The organism is Billgrantia montanilacus, assembly GCF_003336675.1.
Taxonomy (GTDB): Bacteria; Pseudomonadota; Gammaproteobacteria; order Pseudomonadales; family Halomonadaceae; genus Halomonas; species Halomonas montanilacus.
Genome location: NZ_QPII01000002.1, coordinates 477,743 through 498,336 on the forward strand (window position 1 = coordinate 477,743; position 20,594 = coordinate 498,336).

Below are 20,594 nucleotides of genomic sequence, written 5' to 3' on the forward strand. Positions count from 1 at the left end.
TTTTCCTCACTCATTTCCCATCGGGGTGAAACGCAGCGGCTCGCCGCGGAAGATGGCAGCAGTCAACGCCGGCGCCGAAGGGAAATAGCCATGGAAGTAGCTTGCTACCAGCCTGCCTTCGACATAGACCGGCTCGGCAGGGCTGCCGGCCAGGCGCCGGGCGTGGGCCGCCGGCTCGAGAGGTGTTTCCAGCAGCGAGTGGTGGTAGGTGTGGCCACGCAGCTCCCCGCTCTCGGTGGCCAGGCTTTGCAGGCCCAGGGCTGTCAGCTTGCCGGCCATGCGTGCGGTGCCGGGCAACAGCCCCAGCATGGGATGCTTGCGCCCCTCACCATCCACCAGGGACTCCATACACGCCATCAGGCCACCGCACTCGGCGAGGATCGGCTTTCCCGCGTCTCGATGGGCGCAAATCGCGCCAAGCATCGGCGCATTGGCAGCGAGCTTTGCCGCGTGCAGCTCAGGGTAGCCACCAGGCAGCCAGAGGGCGTCGCATGCGGGTAGCTCGGACTCGACCAGCGGCGAGAAGAAATGCAGCTCGGCGCCCATCTGCGTCAGCAGATCGAGGTTGGCGCGATAGAGAAAGGCGAAGGCGTCGTCCCGAGCCACGGCGATCTGTACGCCATCGAGCAGGCGCGGCGGCGGCTCGGGGGCCTCGGCCTCGAGCGTCACCCGTGCCGGCAAGCGGTCGAGGCCCGCCTCCTTGAGAACCTCGGCGGCGGCATCAAGTTGCGCATCCAAGCCAGCGAGTTCGCCGGCCTGCACCAGTCCCAGGTGACGGTCGGGAATGGCCATCGCCTCATGTCGCGGAATGGCACCGAGCAGAGTGAGCCCTGCCGGCATGCTCTCCGCCAGCAACCTGCCGTGGCCCGGGCTGCCGACACGGTTGGCGATCACCTCGTGGATGGCGAGCTCGGGATGGTAATTGGCCAGCCCCTGCGCCACGGCGCCGAAGGTCTGAGCCATGCCCCAGGCATCGATTACCGGCAGCGCCGGAAGTCCGGCGAGTATCGCCAGATCGGCGCTGGACGGGTCGCCGTCAAACAGCCCCATGGAGCCCTCGACCAGGATCAGGTCGGCTTCCTGGGCGGCCTCGGCCAACCGCCAGCGACACTCGGCCTCGCCAGTCATCCAGGGATGCAGCTGATAGACCGACTGGCCCGAGGCCACTTCCTGCACCATAGGGTCGAGATAATCCGGACCATGCTTGAAGACACGAACCTTGCGGCCCGCATTGCGGTGCAGTCTCGCCAGCGCCGCGGTGACCATGGACTTGCCCTGGCCGGAGCCTGGGGCGGTGATCAAGGCGGCGTGGCACTCGCCGCGAATGGTTGTGGTTGTCATATCACCTCGCAGGAACGAAAACGGGGGAACCGTCGATCTCGGCGGTGGCCAGGGGCTGGTCATAGAGCCGTTCCAGGGCACTCGGCACCAGCATGGTCTCGCGAGGGCCCCAGCAGGCCTCGCCGCCGGGATAGAGCAGCAACAGATGGTCGCACCAGCGTGCCGCCAGGTTGAGGTCGTGGAGACACATCATTACCGCATGCCCTGAAGCGGCCTGCTCGGCGAGCAATGCCATGACAGCGGTCTGGTGATGCAGGTCCAGATGGTTGGTGGGTTCGTCGGCAAGCCATATCTTCGGCCCCTGGGTCAGCACCGTGGCAATGGCCAGACGCTGACGCTCACCGCCGGAGAGGGTGTTCACCAGCCGGTCGGCCAGGTGTGCCACGTCCAGGCGGGCCAGGGCCGCCTCGGCCAGGCGCAGGTCTTCTCCTCTCTCCATCTGCCATGGCGACAGGAAAGGGTGACGGCCAATCAGAGCGGTCTCACGCACCGTGGCAGGGAAGCCATCCTGGCTATCCTGGAACACCAGGCCCAGCGACTGGGCTATCTCGCGGCGGCCCAGCCTGGAGAGCGGACGATCATCGAGGGACACCTGGCCGTCACGCGCCGCACGCAGGCCGGCCAGTGTGTGTAGCAAGGTCGTCTTGCCGGCGCCATTGGGACCCAGCACCCCCCAGACCTGTCCTGGCTCGAGAGAGATATCCAGCGGCTGCCCATCGGCACGGCCCGGCACGTCGATGACCAGCTTTCTCGCCTCGAGACGGCTCATCAGCGGCTCCGGTAGAGCAGGTAGAGGAAGGTCGGAACGCCGAGCAACGCCGTGATGACGCCCACCGGCAGTTGCTCCGGGGCAATCATGGTGCGTGCCAGGGTATCCGCCAGCACCAGCAGGGTACCGCCAGCCAAAGCGCAGGCCGGCAGGATGAGGCGTTGATCGTTGCCCAGCATCAGGCGCAGCATGTGCGGCACCACCAGGCCGACGAAGCCGATGCTACCGGCGGTGGTCACCGCCATGGCGGTGAGCAGGCTTGCCGCAATATAGATCAACCACTCCAGCGGGCGAACCGATACCCCCAGCGCCGCGGCTTGCAGCGGCCCACGCGCCAGCACGTTGAGGCTTCGCCCCAGCGGTATCACCAGCAGGCAGACTGCCATGAGCAGCGTCATTGGCGGCCAGGGTGTGCGCGCGTAGGAGAGATCGCCCATCAGCCAATAGAGCATTCCCGGGAGCCGTTCGGCGGGGCTAATCGCCAGCATGAGGGTGATGACCGCACCCCAGCCGGCGGCCACCACGACCCCGGTCAACAGCAGCCGCGAGGGGGTCCAGCTGCCGGTGCCATGGGCCAGGCCGAATACCAGCAGGGTGGATAGCAAGGCGCCACCAAACGCCGAACCGGAGATCACCATGCCTCCCATGCCCCCCAACATCGCCGCCAGGGCGCCCACCGACGCGCCGCCGGATAGCCCCAGCACATACGGATCGGCCAATGGGTTGCGCAACAGCACCTGCATCAGCGCACCCGCCACCGCCAGGAGCCCGCCCACGGCGAAAGCCGACAGCGAGCGCGGCACCCGCAATTCGAGGACCAGCGTGCGCGACAGGGCCTCTCCCCCGCCACGCAGCACCGCCCACAGCTCGCCGGCCGCCACGTTGGCGCTGCCGACGCTGACTGACAACGCCAGCGCCGCCAGCGATGCCGCCAGCAATATGCCCAGGGGCAAGCTCAACTGTCGCATCAGGCTGGTCTACCGTCTGCCACGTGCCACCTCCAGCTTCTCACACAGGATCCGGCTGCCTTCCAGCAGACGCGGCGTCGGACGCTGGATCAGCGATGGCGGCACGAAGAAGAGATTGTCCCGGGCTACCGCCGTCAGCGTCGGATACTGCTCCCAGTGTGTCAGCCAGTGGCGGTTCTCCTCGCCCATGCCGCCAGCGACGATCGCCTCGGGATCGGCGGCGAGTACCGACTCGTCATCGATACGCGGCACCAGTCGCGGCAGTGCGCCGAAGACGTTGATACCGCCGCACAGGGAGACCACCTGGCCTATCAGGTGTTCATCGTTGATGCTCATCAGCGGCTCATCCCAGACCTGATAGAACACCGACACCGGCTCGGCGTCGGCATATCGCTCGGCGAGCGCCGCCATGCCGTCGCGAAATACCGCGGCTGCCTGGTCGCCCGCCTCCCGGGTATCGGCCAAGATCGCCAGTCGCTCGATGGCACTGGAGACGCCCTCGACATCACGAGGCTCGATGTAGAAAACCGGCATGCCGAGCGCCTCGATGGTCTCGAGCTGTTCGGGCGGGTTTCCGGTCATCCAGCCGATCACCAGGTCCGGTAGCAGGGTCACCAAAGCTTCCAGGTCCATCCGGGTGTGGCTTCCCACCGACTGGACCTCTTGCGCTTCGGGCGGGTAGTCGCTGTAGGCCACCACCGCGACCACCTTCTCCCCCGCACCGGCGGCGTAGACCAGCTCGGTGGCACCCGGCGAGAGTGCTGCAATGCGGGTGGCAGGCGCTTCCAGGCAGACCTCCCGGTCGCGGTCATCGACCACGCAGCGCTCCTCGCCATCCGCCATGGCCGAGAGCCCCGGGAGGCCGGCTAGACCCAGCGCGACCAGCGGCCAGCGCCAAGCGCCGCCGAGGCACGCCAGATCAATGGCCAAAGTGAACGCTGACAAACGCGGCACGGCCGGCACTGAGGTAGTCACGGGTAGTTTCGTACTCCTTGTCCAAGGCATTCTCGACGGTGAGGCGAGCGGACCATAGCGGGGCAAACTGCCACCCGGCGCGCAGATTAACCAACCCAAAGCCACCGATGCGATCGGTATTAGCGGCATCCTCGTAGCGGTAGCCTTGCAGGATCCAGGAGCCGCCCAAGGACCACTCGCCCAGTTCCCGATCCACGTCGAAGCGTGCAGCTTGCGAGGTGCGCCGACGCAGCCGGTTACCCGTTTCACGATCTTCAGGATCCGTCCAAGTCAACGTCCCTGCCAGAGACCAACCCGAAACATCAGCGCCACCCGACAGCTCGATGCCACGAATTCTCGCCTCGTTGATATTGGTAGGGCGACTATCACCATCAATACTCTCCGTGGCGATCAAATCGTCAACCGACGTCTGGTACGCGGCCAGATCCCAAAACATGGTCTGGTATTGACCGCGGATACCGAATTCGACAGTGGATGACGTTTCCGCACGCAAGTCAGGATTGCCTTGATACGAGCCCCAAGGCCCGAAGTCTTCGAAGGGCCAATACAGGTCATTGAAAGTCGGCGCGCGGAAAGCGGTGCCGTAACTAGCACGCAGGGTATGGTGGCCATCGAGATCATAGCCCAGCGCCAGGCTACCGGTGACTTCGTCGCCGTAGGCCTCGTTGTCGTCATAGCGCAGGGCGCCCTGCACAGCAACGGGGGAGAAGTCGAGCAGGCCCTGGGTGAAAACAGCGGTATTATCGCGGCTTGTCACGGCGTGGCCTGTCGTGCCGGAAACCCGATCTTCGCTGTACTCGGCACCGGCAACCAACTCGTGCGGACCGAAGCCAAGCGTATTCTGCCAACGAACGGTCTGAGTGCGAGTGTCGATGATGGAATCGCCAGTAGTCCGGAAGTTATCACTTTCATCCCGTGCTTCGCTCAGAGTCAGGCGGCTCCGCCAGTTTTCAGTCACCGGAAGCTCGCCGTAAACGCCGGCGACTTGCTGGACGAAATCCATCTCACCGCCATCGTATTCGTTGCTGCCCCGCGCCCTCAGGGCCAGCATGCCGACCTCGGCTCCGCCGTCGAATTCATGGGCAATGCGGGCCAGAGCCGAAGTATTGTCGTAGCCCTTGTCCTCGCCGTCGCGCCGCACCGGCGTTCCGTCGGTACTGAAATGGCTACCGGCGAAGCTGTAGCGGGTACCGCGGCTGCTGCCGGAGAGACCTGCACTGTAACGCTGGGTATTGAAGGAGCCACCACCAACGGAGACACGCGGATGCGGGCCGCCCTCTTCAGCCTCATGGGTGAAAAGCTGCACCACGCCGCCCACGGCATCGGCGCCGTAGAGGCTGCCACGGGGGCCGCGGACGATTTCGGCACGCTCGAACATCCGGGGTTCGAGGTAGTGCCAAGCCGCGCCACCGGCGGTGGCGGAGCGCAGCCGGATGCCGTCGATCATCAGTGCCGTCGACTCGTTGCCGGTACCGCGCAGATAGACGCTGCTGTTCTTGCCGAAGCTGCCATTCGAGGTGACATCCACCCCAGGCTGGCCGCGGAGCATATCGGTCATGCTGGTTGGATCCTGACGGCGCAGGGTGGCCTCGTCGAGTAAGGTGACGGAGGAGAGCGTCTCGTCGGCGGTGCGCGGCGCCAGGGTGGCGGTGACGACCATCGGGTTGAGCGCGACGGTATCGTCGTGCTCGGCGGTGGTGGTCTGGGCCTGGACGACCAGCGGAAGTGCAGCCAGGCTGAAGGCAGCCAGGCCAAGAGAGGCGTTGGTTCTGGTTTTCATGGTATTCCCTTGCTCGCCGTGCCTACCCGCACGGTCTTCTCTATGAAGCCGGGGCGACGTGAAGGGACGAGGAGAGGGAAAACGTGAAAACCATGCCTGCCCTGCCCCTGGTCGCCCACCGCAACCCGGCATAAGGGAAACGCCGCAAGAATGACTGAATGGACGAAGCGCAGTGATACGCGTCATTCCGCTCATCGACAAATGGGCGTTTCCTGAGCTCTCAGGCCGGTCTCCGGGCTTACGAGCGAAGCGGCATGTAGAACAGGCCAGCTTCGGGACCATCGCCTTCCCATGCCAGGGCACAGTGGCGCAATGATGGACCCAGACTCGATCACCGTTGCGGGGGCAGCGTCGGATTGTTCTCCGTTCATCATGAAGAGCGGAGCGATCACCGACTTCCCGATTAACCTCAGATAACGTGATGAGGCACCTGAAAGGTGGACGTAAGCTAGCAATCGCTCCGAGGGGCGTCAATCTCAATCACCCGAGTATTGACCTGGCGCAGTGGTTGAACGAGCCCGTGGCGCACGTACCATACCTGTTCCGCCAGTGACGCTGCATCTTGGCCCAGCCAACCAGCAAGATCGCGCAGGCGTCTATCCCGATGCGCCATTGGGACGATCCCGCGTCCTATTTCTGCTAGAACCAGTATCATGGTCAGCCCGAGATCACGCTCGGCTTCAAGGATAACCGCCAAGGCTGCGGCTAGTTCATGCCGTAGCCGGTCATCATCGGGTTCCCGAACCAGGGCCGCCTCCAACCAGGCCGACCAGCCCGTCACGACCAGCCCCCCTCCCGGCTCAAGTGCCGCCTGCCAGTCGAATAGGTCTGCCTGTGGATCGAGGCGATACCAGGCAGCCGTAGGAAAATGACGGACTACGGCCGCACGCTTGCCGGCGCAGGCACCGCCGATGAAGAGCTGCATTGCCAGCCTCCCTGCCGATGGGTAAAGGTCAGCCGCCGCCCCTGGGCCTGACCGACGCTGCCGTCCCAGAAGTCGATGGCCTCGCAGCGTCGGCGCAGTTCACGTATCACGCCGCCATGGGTCACGGTCAGTATCCGTCGATACCCTTCGGCCTCGGCGGCCAGAAACAGCTCCGTCAGCCAGGCGCCAAGCCGTTGCCTCAGCGCTGCCGTGGATTCTCCGCCGGGCGGGGCCTGCTCGCCGCGGCTGTCGATCCAGGCCCGATAGAGCGGCTCGTCCTTGAGGTCCGCATAGCGCATGCCTTCATAGTCACCGAAGTCGAGCTCTCGCAGCCTGGCGTCGAAACGAGGCTCGCAGGACGTGTCACCGGCACTCCACACATGTGCCAGGGTCTGGCGACAGCGGGTCAGGTCACTGCAGTACACCGCCTCGAAACGCTTATCGGCCAACTGGTCTCGCAGTCGATCCATGGCATCGAGGGCATCGGGCAGCAGCAACGGGATGTCGCGCTGCCCCTGGTAGCGCTGCTCACGGTTCCAGTCGGTCAGCCCATGGCGAACGATCACCAGTTCCAGCGTTGTCGGTTCCATCATCCTTCCTCCTTTCCCGGGCAGTCAGCCCGACACCCACCAGGCCCAGGCAATCAGCAGCAGCCATAGCTCCCCAACTTCGATGGCGGCCCCGACGATATCCCCATTGACCCCGCCGAAGGCGCGGCTCATGAGCAGGCCATAGCCCAGCAGGAAAAGCAGCAGACAACCCAGCAGCAGCGCAGCCAGCCCACTCGCCAGGAAAAGCCCCCCCGGCAGCAGCCAGTACACCGCCACCAGGGGCACCAGCGAGAACGCAAGATCGCGGCGCTGCAGGTGCTGTCGCCAAGCCCAGGCCAGGCCCTCGCGCCGGGCGCAGGGTGCAAGCAGCAGCAACGCGACACCACCCAGGCGCCCCAGAGCTGGCACCACCACGAGCACGACCAGACTCACTCCCGCCTCCAGCAAGGTCCAGAGCAGCGTCACCTTCCAGGCCAGCAGGAAGAGCAGCGCCAGGATGCCGAAGCTGCCCACCTGGGGGTCCTTCATGATCTCCCAGCGCCGCTCCAGCGGCGCATTGCTGCCCAGGGCGTCGGCCACATCCATCAGGCCATCCAGGTGCAACCCACCGGAGAGTGCCACCCACAGGCTAAGCAGCAGCAGCGCCAGCATTGGCGTGGGTAGAACGCTCTGCAGCAGCGCCCCGATGCTGGCAAGGATCGCCCCGAGCACCAATCCGACAAGCGGGTAGCAGCGCAGCGCCCAGCGGCTAGTGGCAGGCGTCCAGGGGCATGCAACCGGCACCGGCAGCCGGGTCAGGAACTGGATCGCCAGCAGCAGGCCATAGCCGGCTTCTCTCATGGTGCGGGCTCCTCATCGGTTTTCCATTCGATGGCCATGCCCGCCACCACCTCGACCACGCGATCCGCCTCCATGGCCAACTGACGGTGCAGCCGCTGCAGGAAGGCCAGATAGCGCCAGGTCTCGGCATCCCGGGGCGGCAGGTCCTCGTTGAGGTCGTTGGATACCACCACCAGGGCGATCTGTCTTTTCCCGGCATCGAGTAGCAGCTCCGCCAGCTCTGCGCATCCCTCTTCTTCGTCGAAGCCGGCTTCATAGAGCGCTCGGCTGGCCCAGAGCGTCAGGCAGTCGAGCAGCACGGTGGCCCCGACCGGCACCTCCGCGAGCGCCTTACCGAGCGCCAGCGGAGCCTCCCGGGTGGTCCAGCCGCTGCCTCGTTCGCGTCGATGACGCTCGATACGGGCCGCCATCTCGCTGTCCGAAGCCGTGGCGGTGGCCAGGTAGAAACACGGCCCACCACGCCGCTGCTGCCAGTCGAGGGTCAGCCGCTCGGCCACTGCGCTCTTGCCCGATCGGGCCCCGCCGCTGACGAAGGCGATCATGGCGCCCCCTCCGCCGTCAGCGCCGCGAGCAGACGATCGTTATCGGCGCGTCCGCGCAGCGCCAGCCGAACCCAGCCTCCGTCGAGGCCGGGGAAATTATGCGTATGGCGGGCCAGGATGCCGGCCTGCAACAATCGCCGCAGCAATGCATCGCCTGCTGGCGAGCCACTGCCCTGGCGCACCAGAAAGAAATTGACCCGGCTCGGCACCACCTCGAGGCCCAGCGACAGCAGGCCCGACTGAAGGCGCGGGCGCTCCTCACGCAGCCAGGCATGGGTGCGATCGAGAAAGTCGCTATCCGCCATCAGGGGCGCCACCAGGGCAGCGGAAAGGTGATTGACGCTCCAGGGGGGCTGGCCAGCCTGGAGCCGACGGATCGTCTGCGCGCCTGCCAATAGATAGCCCAGCCGCAGTCCCGGCAGGGTATACAGCTTGGTCAGGGAACGCAGCAGGATCAGGTTGTCGAAACGTGCCAGCAGCGGAGTCAGCGCTTCCCCTGGCTCGTCAACGAAATCGATGAAGGCCTCGTCCACCACCACCGTGACGCCCTGCTGCCGCGCCGAATCGAGCAGCCTCTCCATGGTATGCCATGGCAACAGGGTGCCGGTGGGGTTGTTGGGCCGACAGAGAAAGAGCACGTCGGCCTGGTGGAGCGGGGAGGCCAGCCTGTCCAGGGCCAGGTCGAAGGCCGGTGCCGCCAGGGGAAGCGGGGTGATCTGGAAACCATGTGCCGCGCAGGCCCGTGCATACTCCGAGAAGCTTGGCTCGACGATGACAGCCTGGCCACGGGCATGCAGCCCGGCGGCCAGAAAGATCGCCTCGGCACCGCCGTTGGTCAGCAGTACCTGATTCGGGTCAACGCCGTCGTGACGGGCGATTGCCTCGCGTGGCTCTGTGTAGCTCGGGTCGGGGTAGCGGGATAGTCCCGCCATCGCACCGGCAATGGCATCGCCCAGCCAGTCGGGCGGCCCCAGCGGATTGAGATTGGTACTGAAGTCCACCAGGGGCTGGATCGCCGGCAGGCCGAAGCGTGCCAGCAGGGCTGACGCCTGTCCGCCGTGACTCGGCCAGGCACTGTGTGATCTCATGCCAGCCCCTCCTTTACCACTATCATGAGCGCCATCAGCAGAACGAAGAGCAGCCAGGTTCCATGCAGGTGGCGGATCGACAGCACGATATGACGAACCTCCAGCGCCGCGAGCGGCCGTCCCAGCGTGGCACGATGGGAGGCGACCCCGGCATAGTGGTTGGTGCCGCCCACCTGAACGCCCATCAGGTTGGCCATCATCGCCTCCGGCCAGCCGCTGTTGGGACTGGCATGGCGTGGAGCCTCGCGCCAGGTGGATGCCAGGGCACCGCGGGTACGTGCGCCGGGAATCGTGAAGGCCGCCAGCCACATCGCCAGCGCGGTGAGGCGTGCCGGCACCCAGTTGGCCGTATCGTCGAGCCGGGCCGATGCCCAGCCGAAGTCACTGTAGCGCTCGTTGCGATAGCCGACCATGGAGTCCAGGGTATTGACCGCCTTGTAGGCCAGGGCCAGGGGAGCCCCGCCGAGCAGGGCCCAGAACAGCGGCGCGGTGACACCGTCGACGCTGTTCTCGGCCACCGTCTCCACTGCCCCCCGTGTGATCTCGCTCTCGTCGAGCGTTGCCGTATCGCGCCCAACGATCATCCCCAGGGCACGGCGCGCCCCCGCCAGGTCACCGGCGACCAGGGGCCGAGCCACGTCCCGTGCGGCATCCTGCAGTCCCTTGATGGCCAGCGCAGAGGCCAGCAGGCCGATCTCCGCGGCCAGCGCCAGCAGAGGGTGAAGCCATGCCAGCCCCGCCAGCAGCCCCCAGGCCAGGAGATAGACGCCCATGACCACGAGAAGGGTCATGATGGCTCCCTTGCATTGGCGCGCCCGTGGCGAACCGCGGTTCCAGGCTCGCTCCAGCCGGGCGATCACCCGCCCCATGCCCACCACCGGGTGGGGCAGCCAGCGTGGATCGCCAATCATCAGGTCGAGCAGGATCGCCATCGCCACCAGGGCAAGCAGGGCCAGAGAGAACGGCTCTGCCGTCATGCGCCTTCGCTGCCCGCAACCCCGGCAGAGGCGAAGGTGGCCATATCGGCCAGCATGCGGGTCGCCGCTTCCAGCAGCGGAAACGCCAGCGCCGCCCCGGTGCCCTCTCCCAGGCGCAACCCGAGCTCCAGCAGCGGGTCACCGCCCAGCGCCGTCAGGGCATGCACGTGGCCCGGCTCCCGGGAACGGTGTCCAAAGATCAGATAGTCGCGCACCTTCGAATCGATGCGACAGGCCAGCAGGGCCGCCACGGTGGCAATGAAGCCATCCACCAGCAGTGGGACACGTCGAGACGCCCCTCCCAGGTAGGCGCCGGCCATGGCGGCGATCTCGAGCCCTCCCAGCTTGGACAGGATATCCAGCGGATCCTGAGGGTCCGGCGCCCGGGCCTCGATGGCGCGCTCGATGACGGCTTGCTTGTGGGCCAGCCGGCTCTCGGGAATGCCGGTGCCCTGCCCGGTCAGGTCGGCTACCGGCTCACCGGTCAGCACCGCCAGCATGGCGCTGCTTGCGGTGGTGTTGGCAATGCCCATCTCTCCCACGATCAGGCAGCGACACCCGGCGGCCACGGCCCGCTCGGCGGCGCGAATGCCCACCTCGATCGCCTGCACCGCCTCGGCCCGCTGCATGGCATCCTGCTCGGCAAAATTGGCGGTGCCCCTGCGCACCTTGTCGTGCACCAACCCACTCTCGCCGCCCCGCGCGGCGCTGTCCCGGGAGAGTTCGCTGGCCACACCCACGTCGATGACCTCGAGCCGCGCACCGATCTGGCGGGCGAAGACATTGATGGCTGCCCCGCCGGCAACGAAATTTCCCACCATCTGGGCGGTAACTGCCTGGGGAAATGCCGAGACGCCCTCGGCGGCGACACCATGGTCGGCGGCGAATACCAGCACGCCGGGCGGGGTGATACGGGGCAGCTCCTCGCCCGTGATGGTGGCGAGGGTGATCGCCAGCGATTCCAGCCGGCCGAGACTGCCCGGCGGCTTGGTCAACCGATCGAGGTGATCGGCCACGCGTCCAGCGATGTCCCTGTCGGTGGACTGGAGGCGGGCAAGGGTATCGGCGAGCATCGTGGCATCCTGCGTGGGTGTGGAAAGGAGCATGGCAAGGGGCACCATATTAGCAAGAGCAGGGCATGGTGCGCATGCCGCTCAGGAGACCCGCTTAGTCTCTATCGCGAAATTGCCGCCCCCTGGCCGCAACGGTTCCCCTGCCTCGCCCGGCTCGGCTGCCGGCTCCGCGCTGTCATGCCATGCCAGCCGAGCGGAGTTGCCCATGACGCTCAGCGAACTCGCCACCATGGCCAGCACGGCGATCAGGGGAGGAATCGCCATGCTCACCGCCAGCCCCAGCGCCAGGGCATTGTAGAGCCCCGAGAGCACCAGGTTCTGGCGCATCACCCGACGGGTCCGACGGGCCAACCACCATGCGGAGGCCACGCCCTCGATGCCCGGGCGCATCAACACCACGCCGGCCCCTTCCCGGGCGGCCGAACTCGCACCCAACGGGGCCATGCCCACCGTGGCGGTAGCCAGGCCGAGCACGTCATTGATGCCGTCCCCCACGTAGAGCGAGGGCTGGGGCAGTGCCCCGACGAGCCTTGCCTTGGCTTCGGGGCTCCGCTCCGGGTAGCACTCCTCGGCCGACAGGCCCACAGTCCTGCCAAGGCTTTCGACGGCACCTCGCCGATCGCCGCTGATCAGAGCCAGGGCCAGGCCGGCTTCACGCAGCCCTGCCAGCGTCTCGCCGGTGCCGGGTAACGGCTGCTCCCCCAGGGCAAAACTCCCCAGCCAGCGGCCATCGCAGGCCAGCAGTATCTCGCTGCTAGCTTCCTCGCCGTTTTCAGGCGCACGAATGCCCTGCTCCGCCAGCCACGAACGACTGCCCAGCAGCAGCTCGCGGCCATCATCGAGCCGAACCCGTCGCCCGCGTCCGGCGAGCTCCTCCGCCAGGGCGATGCCCTCCGTCTCGAACACGCCTTCATCACGCAGATGACGTCGCAACGCCCTTGCCAGCGGATGCTGGCTATCCCGTGCCGCCTTGGCCGCGAGCGACAGCAGCGTCGCCCGTACGCCATCGGGGGCCACGTTGACGCCGAGCACCCTCGGCTCCCCGGGCGTCAGGGTGCCGGTCTTGTCGAACGCCGCGGCCCGGATGCCCGCCAGGCTCTCGAAGGTGCTCGGGTCGCGAAACACCACGCCCCGGGCGAGTGCCTGACCACTGCCCGCCAGCCCGGCCAGGGGCACCGCCAGGCCCACGGCACAGGGACAGGCCACGACCAGTACCGACAGCGCCCGCACCAGGGCGTCCTCTCCGGGCACGCCCGCCAGCAGCGCCATGCCCCAAGTGAGCAGGGCAAGCGCTACGGCCAGCGGGCTCAGCCAGGCGGCGAAGCGGTCGGCCAGGCGCTGTAGCTCCCCCTTGCGCGCCTGCTGCCACCACATCTGCTCACGCAGCTTGTCCAGTCGGCACTCACCGGCGAGGGCCGTCACCTCCAGTATCAATGACCCACCCAGGTTGCGACAGCCAGCTGCCACGGCGTCACCCGGCAGGCAACGACGGGGCGCACTCTCCCCGGTGAGCGGTGCAAGGTCGAGCAACGCCTCCCCCTCCCTGAGCACCCCATCCAGGGGAAGCACCTCGCCTTGATCCACACAGAGACAATCGCCCGGCGCTACGTCCTCCACCGGGCAGCTCCGCCAGCGCCCCCGCTGCCGCCGGCGCACATCAGCCGGTGGCGTATGCAGGGCATGCAGTGCACGAAGGCCGCGATGACGACAGAGGGTCTCGACCAGCCGACCCGCCAGCAGCAGCAGGATCAGCATGACCGCCGTGTCGAAGTAGACCTCTGACAAACCGCGATAGAGCAGCCACAGCGACACCGCCACAGCCCCCAGGGTACCCAGCGAGACCAGCGCATCCATGCCGGGGCGCCTGGCACGCAGGGTTCGCCAGGCGGCACGATAGAATGGCAGCCCGGCATAGGCCACCACCGGCAGGGCAAAGGCCCCCGACACCCAGGCCAGTACCTGCTCCAGTCCGGCATCGGGCAGCGCCCCCGCATAGATCAGCAGCGATGCGATCATCGTCCACATGCCGAAGGAGGCAGCGATCAGCAGGCGCAGGATGAGGTAGCGGCTCTCCTTCTCGAGGCGTGCCTCGGCATCGCCCGCCGCCTCCGGTGGTCCCAGCCGATAGCCGATGCGCCGTACCGCGCTGGCCAGGACGCTCTCGTCGAGTGCCTCGGCTTGCCCGCACACCAGCAGGGTCGCGCTGGGATAATGCAGGCTGGCGGACGTCACGCCGGGCAACCGTTCCAACTGCGCCTCCACCGCAAGGGCACAGCTGGTGCACCAGAGCCCCTGCACCGAAAAGAGCGCTTCGGCGAGGTCCCGGGATTCACTGTGGGTAGATGACGTCATGCCAACAAGCGTAATGGGCCGTCGTCATTTATCCAGCATTGGCACTTCATAGGCTGGCCTCTATACTGTACATAAATACAGCTAACGGAGTCGTGACCATGCCGCCATCCGACCAGCAGCCGCCACGCAAGGGGCGCGGCGCCACCTTCAATCCGGACAACCGCTTCGCCCCCACTCACAGCGAAACCGAGGACGATGGCTGGTGGCAGGACGCGACGCCTCAGCGCCTCGCCACACTGGTACGCGACGAAACCGCCCGCAGTGCCCTGTCATGGAACCGCTCCCCGGATCTGCCCTTCGACCGCTCGCTCAACCCCTACCGGGGCTGCGAGCATGGCTGCATCTACTGCTATGCCCGGCCCAGTCACGCCTATTGGGACCTCTCGCCCGGGCTCGACTTCGAGACCCGACTGATCGCCCGCAGCGGCCTGGTGGAACGCCTGCGGGAGGAGCTATGCCAGCCGGGTTATGTCTGTCGGCCGATCAGCCTCTCCGGCAATACCGACTGCTACCAGCCGCTGGAAGCGGAGCGCGGCAGCACCCGAGAGATACTCACCTTTCTGCTCGAATGCCGCCATCCGCTTTCGATCATTACCAAGAGCGCCCTGATCCTGCGCGATCTCGACCTGCTGACCGAGCTGGCCGGCCACAACCTGGTTCGCGTCATGATCAGCCTGACAAGCCTGGACCCTGACCTCAAGCGCACCCTGGAGCCGCGAGCCGCCTCCCCCACCGCCCGGCTGCGAACCATCGAGGGACTCGCCCAGGCCGGCGTGCCGGTCGGCACCCTGATCGCCCCGGTGATTCCCGGGCTCACCGACCATGAAATGGAGCGACTGCTGGAGGCGGCCCGAAAGGCCGGTGCCGACTGCGCCGGATGGACCCTGCTGCGACTTCCCCACGAGGTCGCACCGCTGTTCAAGGAGTGGCTGCATGCCCACTACCCCGAGCGGGCCGGCAAGGTGATGAGCCTGATGCGTCAGTGTCGCGGCGGCATGACCTATGACGCCCGCTACGGCAAGCGCATGCGTGGCCAAGGGGTGTTTGCCGACCTGCTGGCCCAGCGCTTCGGTCATGCCTGCCGGCGACTGGGCCTCAATGAACCGGCCGCACGCTCGGCGCAGCGACTGGATGTCACGGCCTTCCGGCCGCCCCGCGACCAGGGCGACCTGTTCGAATAAAGTCAGCCGGTCTGTGGAGGCGACTCTTCCGTCACCTCACGCCGATCCTCAAGCACGGTGCCGCTCCTGTGCAGCTCGGCTTCATGGTCCGCTTCGCGCCAGGGCTCGGCCAGTGCCTCGGCGTACCACTGCTGCATGACCGGCAGTGCCAGCAGGCGCTCGGTATAGGCCAGTGACGGATCGCTCAACTCCAGGCCAAAGGTCTGCACGCGAAATGCCACCGGAGCGAAGAAGGCATCCACCGCCGTGAAAGCGTTGCCCGCCAGGAAGGGTCCGCCAAAGCGCTCGAGCCCCTGCTGCCAGAGCTCGTCGAGCCGTGCCAGGTCATGCGCCAGCTTCGGCGACACCTCATGCAGCCGCACCCGCACCCCGCAGTTCATGGCGCACTGTCCACGCAGCGCGGAGAAGCCGGCGTGCATTTCGCTACTGGCGCAGCGGGCCCAGGCCCGGGCATCGTCGTCGTCAGGCCATACGCCGGCATGTCGCTCCGCCAGGTACTCGATGATGGCCAGCGAGTCCCAGACCGGGCGGGTACCATCTTCCAGGCAGGGGACCAGGCCCGATGGCGAGAAGCTACGAAACGAGGCCCAGTTGATACCGGGGGTGCCGGTCGCGAAGGGTGTCAGGCACTCCTCGAAGGGGATCTCGAGCTGGCGCATCAGCACCCAGGGGCGCAGCGACCACGAAGAGTAGTTCTTGTTGGCGATATGCAGGCGGTACATGTTTCTTCCCTGAGCTGTCGATGTCGGAAGCACAAGCATAGCCGCTTGCCGCAACACTGCGACACCGTTTCAGGCCACCGCCACCTCGTAGCCGGTGAACTTGCGCAGGTTGATCACGCCACTGTCGAGGATCAGGTACTGCCCCTTCAGGCCCAGCAGGGTGCCGGCCACGACGGGGTTCTTGTCGAAGTTGTGGGAGACGATCTTGCGGGGAAATTCCAGGACCGGGTAATCGAACGCCATCGGCGAGGCCTCGAGCACCTGAATCGCCTCGGCCCCGAAGCGCTCGTGCAGGTTGGCGAGCCCACCTTCCAGGCGCGCCAGCAGCCGATCCCGTTCAGCACAAAGATCCAGCGGCTCGATCTCGCCCTTGAGCATGGCCCGCCAGTTGGTGCGATCGGCCACCTCCTCCTTGAACAGCATCTCGACGAAGCCCGACTGCTGACGCGTCTCGACTTGCAGTATGGGCAAGGCCTGGATCGCTCCCTGGTCCAGCCAGCGAGTCGGCACCTGGGTACCGCGGGTGATGCCGACCTTGAGGCCGGAGGAGTTGGCCAGGTAGACCACATGGGGCTGGAAGCAGTGGCGCTCCCCCCACTCCGGCTCGCGGCAGGTGCCGGCGAAGAAATGACAGGTCTCCGGCTTCATGATGCAGGTATCGCACTGGGCCAGCTTCTTGAAGCAGGGATAGCAGTGGCCCTGGGCAAAGCTCTTCTTCGTCGCACGACCGCAATGGGTGCAAGCGATGGCGCCCGTCCAGGTCAGCCGCAGCGGCTTGCCCAGACGCGCATTAAGGTCGAGACGCTCCTCGCCGGCACGCAGGGTATAGCGTACCGGTTCGCCCTGTTCACCGGGGACGATAGCCATCTTGCTCAGGCAGCCCTGAATGACGGCGAGATTGATTTCTGTCTTTTCAATAATGTTCATAGGAAGTGCGGCATAGATTGGCGAGCGGGATGAAGAGCAAGGCGCACGCAGCGCAGAACCGAGCGAAGCGACAAACAGCCGTAGGCTGGCCCCGAAGGGGCGAAAAGCCGAAGGCTTCGAGTCCACCGGAGCCTATGCGGTACTAGGTGAGGATGTCGACGGTCCGACGCTTCGGCAGCGCGCAACGAAGCGATTCGCACGCGCAGCCATTTATGCCGTATTTCCTCAGTCACGGGTGGCATCCCGGGCCAGGCCAGCCAGCTCCGGCGGCACATCGGCGCCGGAGCTGGCGCTACCGCAGGTGCGCTGCTCCAGATAGCCGACCCGCTGCGCCTCGGGCACGTTGTTCTCCACCTCGTAGCGCATCACCGCCTCGAGGCAGAGCTCGGTCTGGTCAGGGGTCAGCATCCGGCCGTCCGGCCATTTGCGCAGGGCCACCGCCTGCTTGAGGCTATCGTAGATGGCCGGGGTCATCTGCTGGATCATGCGCTCGAAGGTCATGTCGCTCATTGCAAACTCTCTTGATCAAAGGCGGCGGGCACGTCCGGAATAATACCACCCCATGGCCAGCCCCACGACCAGGCCGCCAAGATGCGCCTCGTTGGCCACATTGCCGAAGCCCACGGCAGCGGCGGCGTCGGTCATGGTGAAGACCATCCAGCCCAGCATGAAGACCACCAGCATCTGGGGAACGAAGAAGCCGCTCTGCGGCGCACGCCGGGACATCAGCCAGACATAGCCCAGCAGCGCGAAGTCGACCCCGGACATGCCGCCAAACAGCACCGTGCCGGTGGCGTACTGGGCCAGGTTGGCGCCGATGCCGGCCACCAGCAGAATCGTCAGCATGCGCCAGGAGCCCTGCAGGGCCTCGACCTGGCGTCCGAAATACCACAGCCACATCATGTTGAAGATCAGATGCATCCAACCGAAATGCAGGAAAGCCGGGGACAGTAGCCGCCATACCTGTCCCGATACCATGGCATCGCCCAGACTGCCGAACATGACGCTACCGTTGACGATACCCACAGGCACGATGGTCAGCGTGGCCACCACGATATCGCCCATCAACCCTATCAGCGCGAATACCAGCAGGGAAATTGCCAGCGCCGTGGCTGTAACCGGCGCCTGCCGAAAAGGCACTGCCAGCGAGTTGCCGCCAGACGCCCTCCGACGCCGTTCGGTCGCGAGCCGTTCGCCCCGCTGCCAGCGCGACAACAGCTGCATCATGGCGTCATGCTGGTCTGGATTGGCCAGCCACAATACCTGCCCCTCCTCCTCTTCGGTGAAGCGGTGACCGATCCGGTGGGCCCAAAGCGCTCGGCGCAGCTCTCCGATCTCGGCATCATGGGGAAACAGCATGATGCGGTACATGAACACTCCCGGAAGTCATTAGGGATTCAATTCTGCTTCGCAATGGCGAGCGCCACAATGGCTCGAACCGGAAAATAGGCTTCACACGAGGATTCCCACGAGAGCGGCATACCGACGTACAGAAAAAATCCGGCGGAGGGGGCCGCCGGATAAGAGCAAGGGATCATTCAAGGGAACACTTACTCTGATGGACATTGCGGCGGTAAGTTCAGGGCCGAGAGAAAAAATGTTGTTATTCTTTGTAATGGCATTGCCAGCCTTGAGAACGGCATCGCTCAGTCGAAATCGATCTCCCAAGGCCTGGGCCTTGCCGCCTCCTCCTGAGGCACCCGAACCCAGACGAAATGGTTGGCGTCGAGCCGCGCCTCGCCGCTCCAGCGGTAGGCGACCAGCCGCCCGAACTTCACGGCACTATAGTCAAGGCACGCGATGTTGGCCGTCGGCAGAGCCGGAATTCCCTCACACCAGTAGTGGCCGATGAACAACGGAGGCTCATCGAGCCCATAATGTGGCAGACGAGCCCGCTCGGCCGCGCTGAGCTCACGCTCCTCGAGATCACCAGGCAGGTTGTCCGGCTGGAAGATCACATCGCCCCAGGTTCGCGGTTCCCGCGCCCAGAAATGGGCCCGGAAACTACGCCGGGTAAAGCCGTCCCCTGAATGGATCTCGACGCCTTCCGGCAGGGGCAGGTGTACACCGCGAGTCAGACGATCGAGCACTCGATAGGCGAGAGTGTCCGTCGACACGGACTGCTGCAGGAACGTCTCGTCGATGATGCCCCCGGGGCACTCTCGCTCAAGCGCATCGATCAGGGGCTGGTCCCAGCAGGCATGCACCACCCGAAACTCGCTGAAGTCCAGATAGAGAGGGATCTCCATGAACCAGGCCAGTGTCTCGTCCCACTCCGCCGGATGGTCTCGATACTGGTCCAGGGTCTCCTTGATGATGCGATTGTGTCGCGGCGAATGCTCGCGCAGCCACTCCCGGCCCAGTGGCCGGGGCGCACGATGGCAGTAAGCCAACGCATTGTATTCGTGGTTGCCCATGACGATATGCGCCTCACCCTCCTCCACCATCCGCCGGGCGATACTCACCGCCAGACGGATGCGGGGGCCTCGATCGATCAGGTCACCCAGGAAGATCACTCGCCGGCGTGGGTGGCGATAGACGCCACCGCGCTGATGGTAGCCGAGCTTCTCCAGCAGGGCGCCCAGGGTGGCACCGCAGCCGTGCACGTCACCGATGAGATCGTAGCCTTCGATTGCTGCCTGTCTCGTCACGTCAGTCCCCCAGCCGATTGCTCCAGCCCAGCTTGCTGCGCAGGACCTCATAGAAATTGTGGCCCAGGGGATGGACCAGCTGAACCCGCTGGGGCTTGCGCTTCACGACCAGGACATCGTCGGGCTTGGCCACGGCACGGGTCTGGCCATCGCAGCTGATATGGGGGTAGGTCTGATTGGTCTCGCCGATATGCACGCGGATCTCGCTGGCCGCATCGATCACGATGGGCCGGCTGGAGAGGGTATGGGGAAACATCGGCACCAGTTCGATGACGTCCAGCTTGGGATGCATGATGGAGCCGCCGCCCGAGAGCGAATAGGCGGTGGAACCGGTCGGCGTGGCGATGATCAGGCCATCGCTGCGCTGGCTGTAGACGAACTGGCCGTCGATGAACAGCTCGAACTCGATCATCCGCACCGCCTTGCCCGGATGCAGCACGACCTCGTTGAGCGCATCGCCACTGCCGACCTGGGTTCCATCCCGGTAGAGTTCGGCATCGAGCAGGAACCGCTCCTCGACCTCGTACTGCCCGGCCAGCACCTGCCCGACACGTTCCTCGAGTTCGTCCGGCGAGATATCGGTCAGAAATCCCAGGCGGCCGCGATTGACGCCCAGCACCAGGGTACCGCTATGGCAAAGCGTCCGAGCCGCACCCAGCAGGCTGCCGTCACCGCCCACCACGATGACCAGATCGCAGAGCTCACCGAGGGTGCGGCGACTGGCCTCCGGATGCCCATGGCCGAGCAGCACGGTTGCGGTGCGATCCTCGATGATCACGTGATAGTCCCGCTCGTCGAGGAAATGCAACAGGCGCTTAAGTGTATCGACCACCTTGGTACTTCCCAGGCGACCGATCAGACCGATGTTCTTGAAGGTTTGCATGCCCTGGCCTCTCGGATCACGGCCGGCCATTATGGAGGCTGGCAGCAGG

General features: G+C 65.8%; 20 protein-coding genes and 1 riboswitch. Of the genes, 1 reads left to right on the forward strand and 19 read right to left on the reverse strand.

Going from position 1 to position 20,594, the window contains the following annotated elements:
- Nucleotides 1-6: 6 nt before the first annotated feature.
- The 13 genes from DU505_RS04845 to DU505_RS04905 all read right to left on the reverse strand — a co-directional run bounded on the left by DU505_RS04845 (nt 7) and on the right by DU505_RS04905 (nt 14,181).
- On the reverse strand, nt 7-1,341 hold the full coding sequence (locus DU505_RS04845; protein WP_114477846.1) for a cobyrinic acid a,c-diamide synthase CobB: 1,335 nt from the start codon (nt 1,339-1,341) through the stop codon (nt 7-9).
- 1 nt (nt 1,342) lies between these two features.
- On the reverse strand, nt 1,343-2,110 hold the full coding sequence (locus tag DU505_RS04850; protein WP_114477847.1) for an ABC transporter ATP-binding protein: 768 nt from the start codon (nt 2,108-2,110) through the stop codon (nt 1,343-1,345).
- Complete coding sequence (locus DU505_RS04855) at nt 2,110-3,078, reverse strand: FecCD family ABC transporter permease (RefSeq protein WP_114477848.1); 969 nt, start codon at nt 3,076-3,078, stop codon at nt 2,110-2,112. Before DU505_RS04855 ends, DU505_RS04850 begins: the two co-directional genes overlap by 1 nt.
- A 9-nt stretch (nt 3,079-3,087) precedes the next feature.
- On the reverse strand, nt 3,088-3,921 hold the full coding sequence (locus tag DU505_RS04860; RefSeq protein ID WP_114477970.1) for a cobalamin-binding protein: 834 nt from the start codon (nt 3,919-3,921) through the stop codon (nt 3,088-3,090).
- A gap of 76 nt (nt 3,922-3,997) precedes the next feature.
- Entirely contained in the window at nt 3,998-5,833 is a 1,836-nt protein-coding gene (locus tag DU505_RS04865) for a TonB-dependent receptor domain-containing protein (RefSeq protein ID WP_114477849.1), read from the reverse strand.
- 206 nt (nt 5,834-6,039) lie between these two features.
- Nucleotides 6,040-6,282, reverse strand: a riboswitch (cobalamin riboswitch).
- On the reverse strand, nt 6,282-6,758 hold the full coding sequence (locus tag DU505_RS04870; protein ID WP_114477850.1) for a bifunctional adenosylcobinamide kinase/adenosylcobinamide-phosphate guanylyltransferase: 477 nt from the start codon (nt 6,756-6,758) through the stop codon (nt 6,282-6,284). It overlaps the preceding riboswitch by 1 nt.
- Nucleotides 6,710-7,351 carry a histidine phosphatase family protein gene (locus tag DU505_RS04875; protein WP_114477851.1) on the reverse strand — a complete coding sequence of 214 codons (642 nt, stop codon included), beginning with the start codon at nt 7,349-7,351 and terminating at the stop codon, nt 6,710-6,712. Before DU505_RS04875 ends, DU505_RS04870 begins: the two co-directional genes overlap by 49 nt.
- Before the next feature lie 21 nt (nt 7,352-7,372).
- Complete coding sequence (gene cobS, locus DU505_RS04880) at nt 7,373-8,149, reverse strand: adenosylcobinamide-GDP ribazoletransferase (protein ID WP_114477852.1); 777 nt, start codon at nt 8,147-8,149, stop codon at nt 7,373-7,375.
- Nucleotides 8,146-8,691 carry a bifunctional adenosylcobinamide kinase/adenosylcobinamide-phosphate guanylyltransferase gene (locus DU505_RS04885; RefSeq protein ID WP_114477853.1) on the reverse strand — a complete coding sequence of 182 codons (546 nt, stop codon included), beginning with the start codon at nt 8,689-8,691 and terminating at the stop codon, nt 8,146-8,148. Before DU505_RS04885 ends, cobS begins: the two co-directional genes overlap by 4 nt.
- Complete coding sequence (gene cobD, locus DU505_RS04890) at nt 8,688-9,779, reverse strand: threonine-phosphate decarboxylase CobD (RefSeq protein ID WP_114477854.1); 1,092 nt, start codon at nt 9,777-9,779, stop codon at nt 8,688-8,690. Before cobD ends, DU505_RS04885 begins: the two co-directional genes overlap by 4 nt.
- Nucleotides 9,776-10,756: an adenosylcobinamide-phosphate synthase CbiB gene (cbiB, locus tag DU505_RS04895; RefSeq protein ID WP_114477855.1), complete on the reverse strand. Its 981-nt coding sequence runs from the start codon at nt 10,754-10,756 to the stop codon at nt 9,776-9,778. The genes cobD and cbiB overlap by 4 nt, the downstream gene beginning before the upstream one ends.
- On the reverse strand, nt 10,753-11,829 hold the full coding sequence (cobT, locus tag DU505_RS04900; RefSeq protein ID WP_114477856.1) for a nicotinate-nucleotide--dimethylbenzimidazole phosphoribosyltransferase: 1,077 nt from the start codon (nt 11,827-11,829) through the stop codon (nt 10,753-10,755). Before cobT ends, cbiB begins: the two co-directional genes overlap by 4 nt.
- A gap of 81 nt (nt 11,830-11,910) precedes the next feature.
- On the reverse strand, nt 11,911-14,181 hold the full coding sequence (locus DU505_RS04905) for a heavy metal translocating P-type ATPase (protein ID WP_114477857.1): 2,271 nt from the start codon (nt 14,179-14,181) through the stop codon (nt 11,911-11,913).
- A 98-nt stretch (nt 14,182-14,279) separates the two neighbouring features.
- Here DU505_RS04905 and DU505_RS04910 point away from each other — a divergent pair, with 98 nt between their 5' ends.
- On the forward strand, nt 14,280-15,362 hold the full coding sequence (locus tag DU505_RS04910) for a PA0069 family radical SAM protein (protein ID WP_114477858.1): 1,083 nt from the start codon (nt 14,280-14,282) through the stop codon (nt 15,360-15,362).
- A gap of 2 nt (nt 15,363-15,364) precedes the next feature.
- Here DU505_RS04910 and DU505_RS04915 read toward each other — a convergent pair whose 3' ends face one another.
- From DU505_RS04915 to DU505_RS04940, 6 genes are all read right to left on the reverse strand, one after another.
- The gene (locus DU505_RS04915; protein WP_114477859.1) at nt 15,365-16,084 is read right to left on the reverse strand and encodes a glutathione S-transferase family protein; all 720 of its coding nucleotides are present in this window, start codon (nt 16,082-16,084) and stop codon (nt 15,365-15,367) included.
- A gap of 69 nt (nt 16,085-16,153) precedes the next feature.
- A complete protein-coding gene (locus DU505_RS04920; RefSeq protein ID WP_114477860.1) occupies nt 16,154-17,011 on the reverse strand; it encodes a DUF2797 domain-containing protein in 858 nt (285 codons plus the stop codon).
- 225 nt (nt 17,012-17,236) lie between these two features.
- Nucleotides 17,237-17,521: a YeaC family protein gene (locus DU505_RS04925; protein ID WP_114477861.1), complete on the reverse strand. Its 285-nt coding sequence runs from the start codon at nt 17,519-17,521 to the stop codon at nt 17,237-17,239.
- A gap of 15 nt (nt 17,522-17,536) precedes the next feature.
- A complete protein-coding gene (locus DU505_RS04930) occupies nt 17,537-18,382 on the reverse strand; it encodes a rhomboid family intramembrane serine protease (RefSeq protein WP_114477862.1) in 846 nt (281 codons plus the stop codon).
- A 275-nt stretch (nt 18,383-18,657) separates the two neighbouring features.
- The gene (locus DU505_RS04935; protein WP_114477971.1) at nt 18,658-19,644 is read right to left on the reverse strand and encodes a metallophosphoesterase; all 987 of its coding nucleotides are present in this window, start codon (nt 19,642-19,644) and stop codon (nt 18,658-18,660) included.
- Nucleotides 19,645-19,663: 19 nt separating this feature from the next.
- Entirely contained in the window at nt 19,664-20,545 is an 882-nt protein-coding gene (locus DU505_RS04940; RefSeq protein ID WP_114477863.1) for an NAD(+) kinase, read from the reverse strand.
- Between the last annotated feature and the right edge of the window lie 49 nt (nt 20,546-20,594).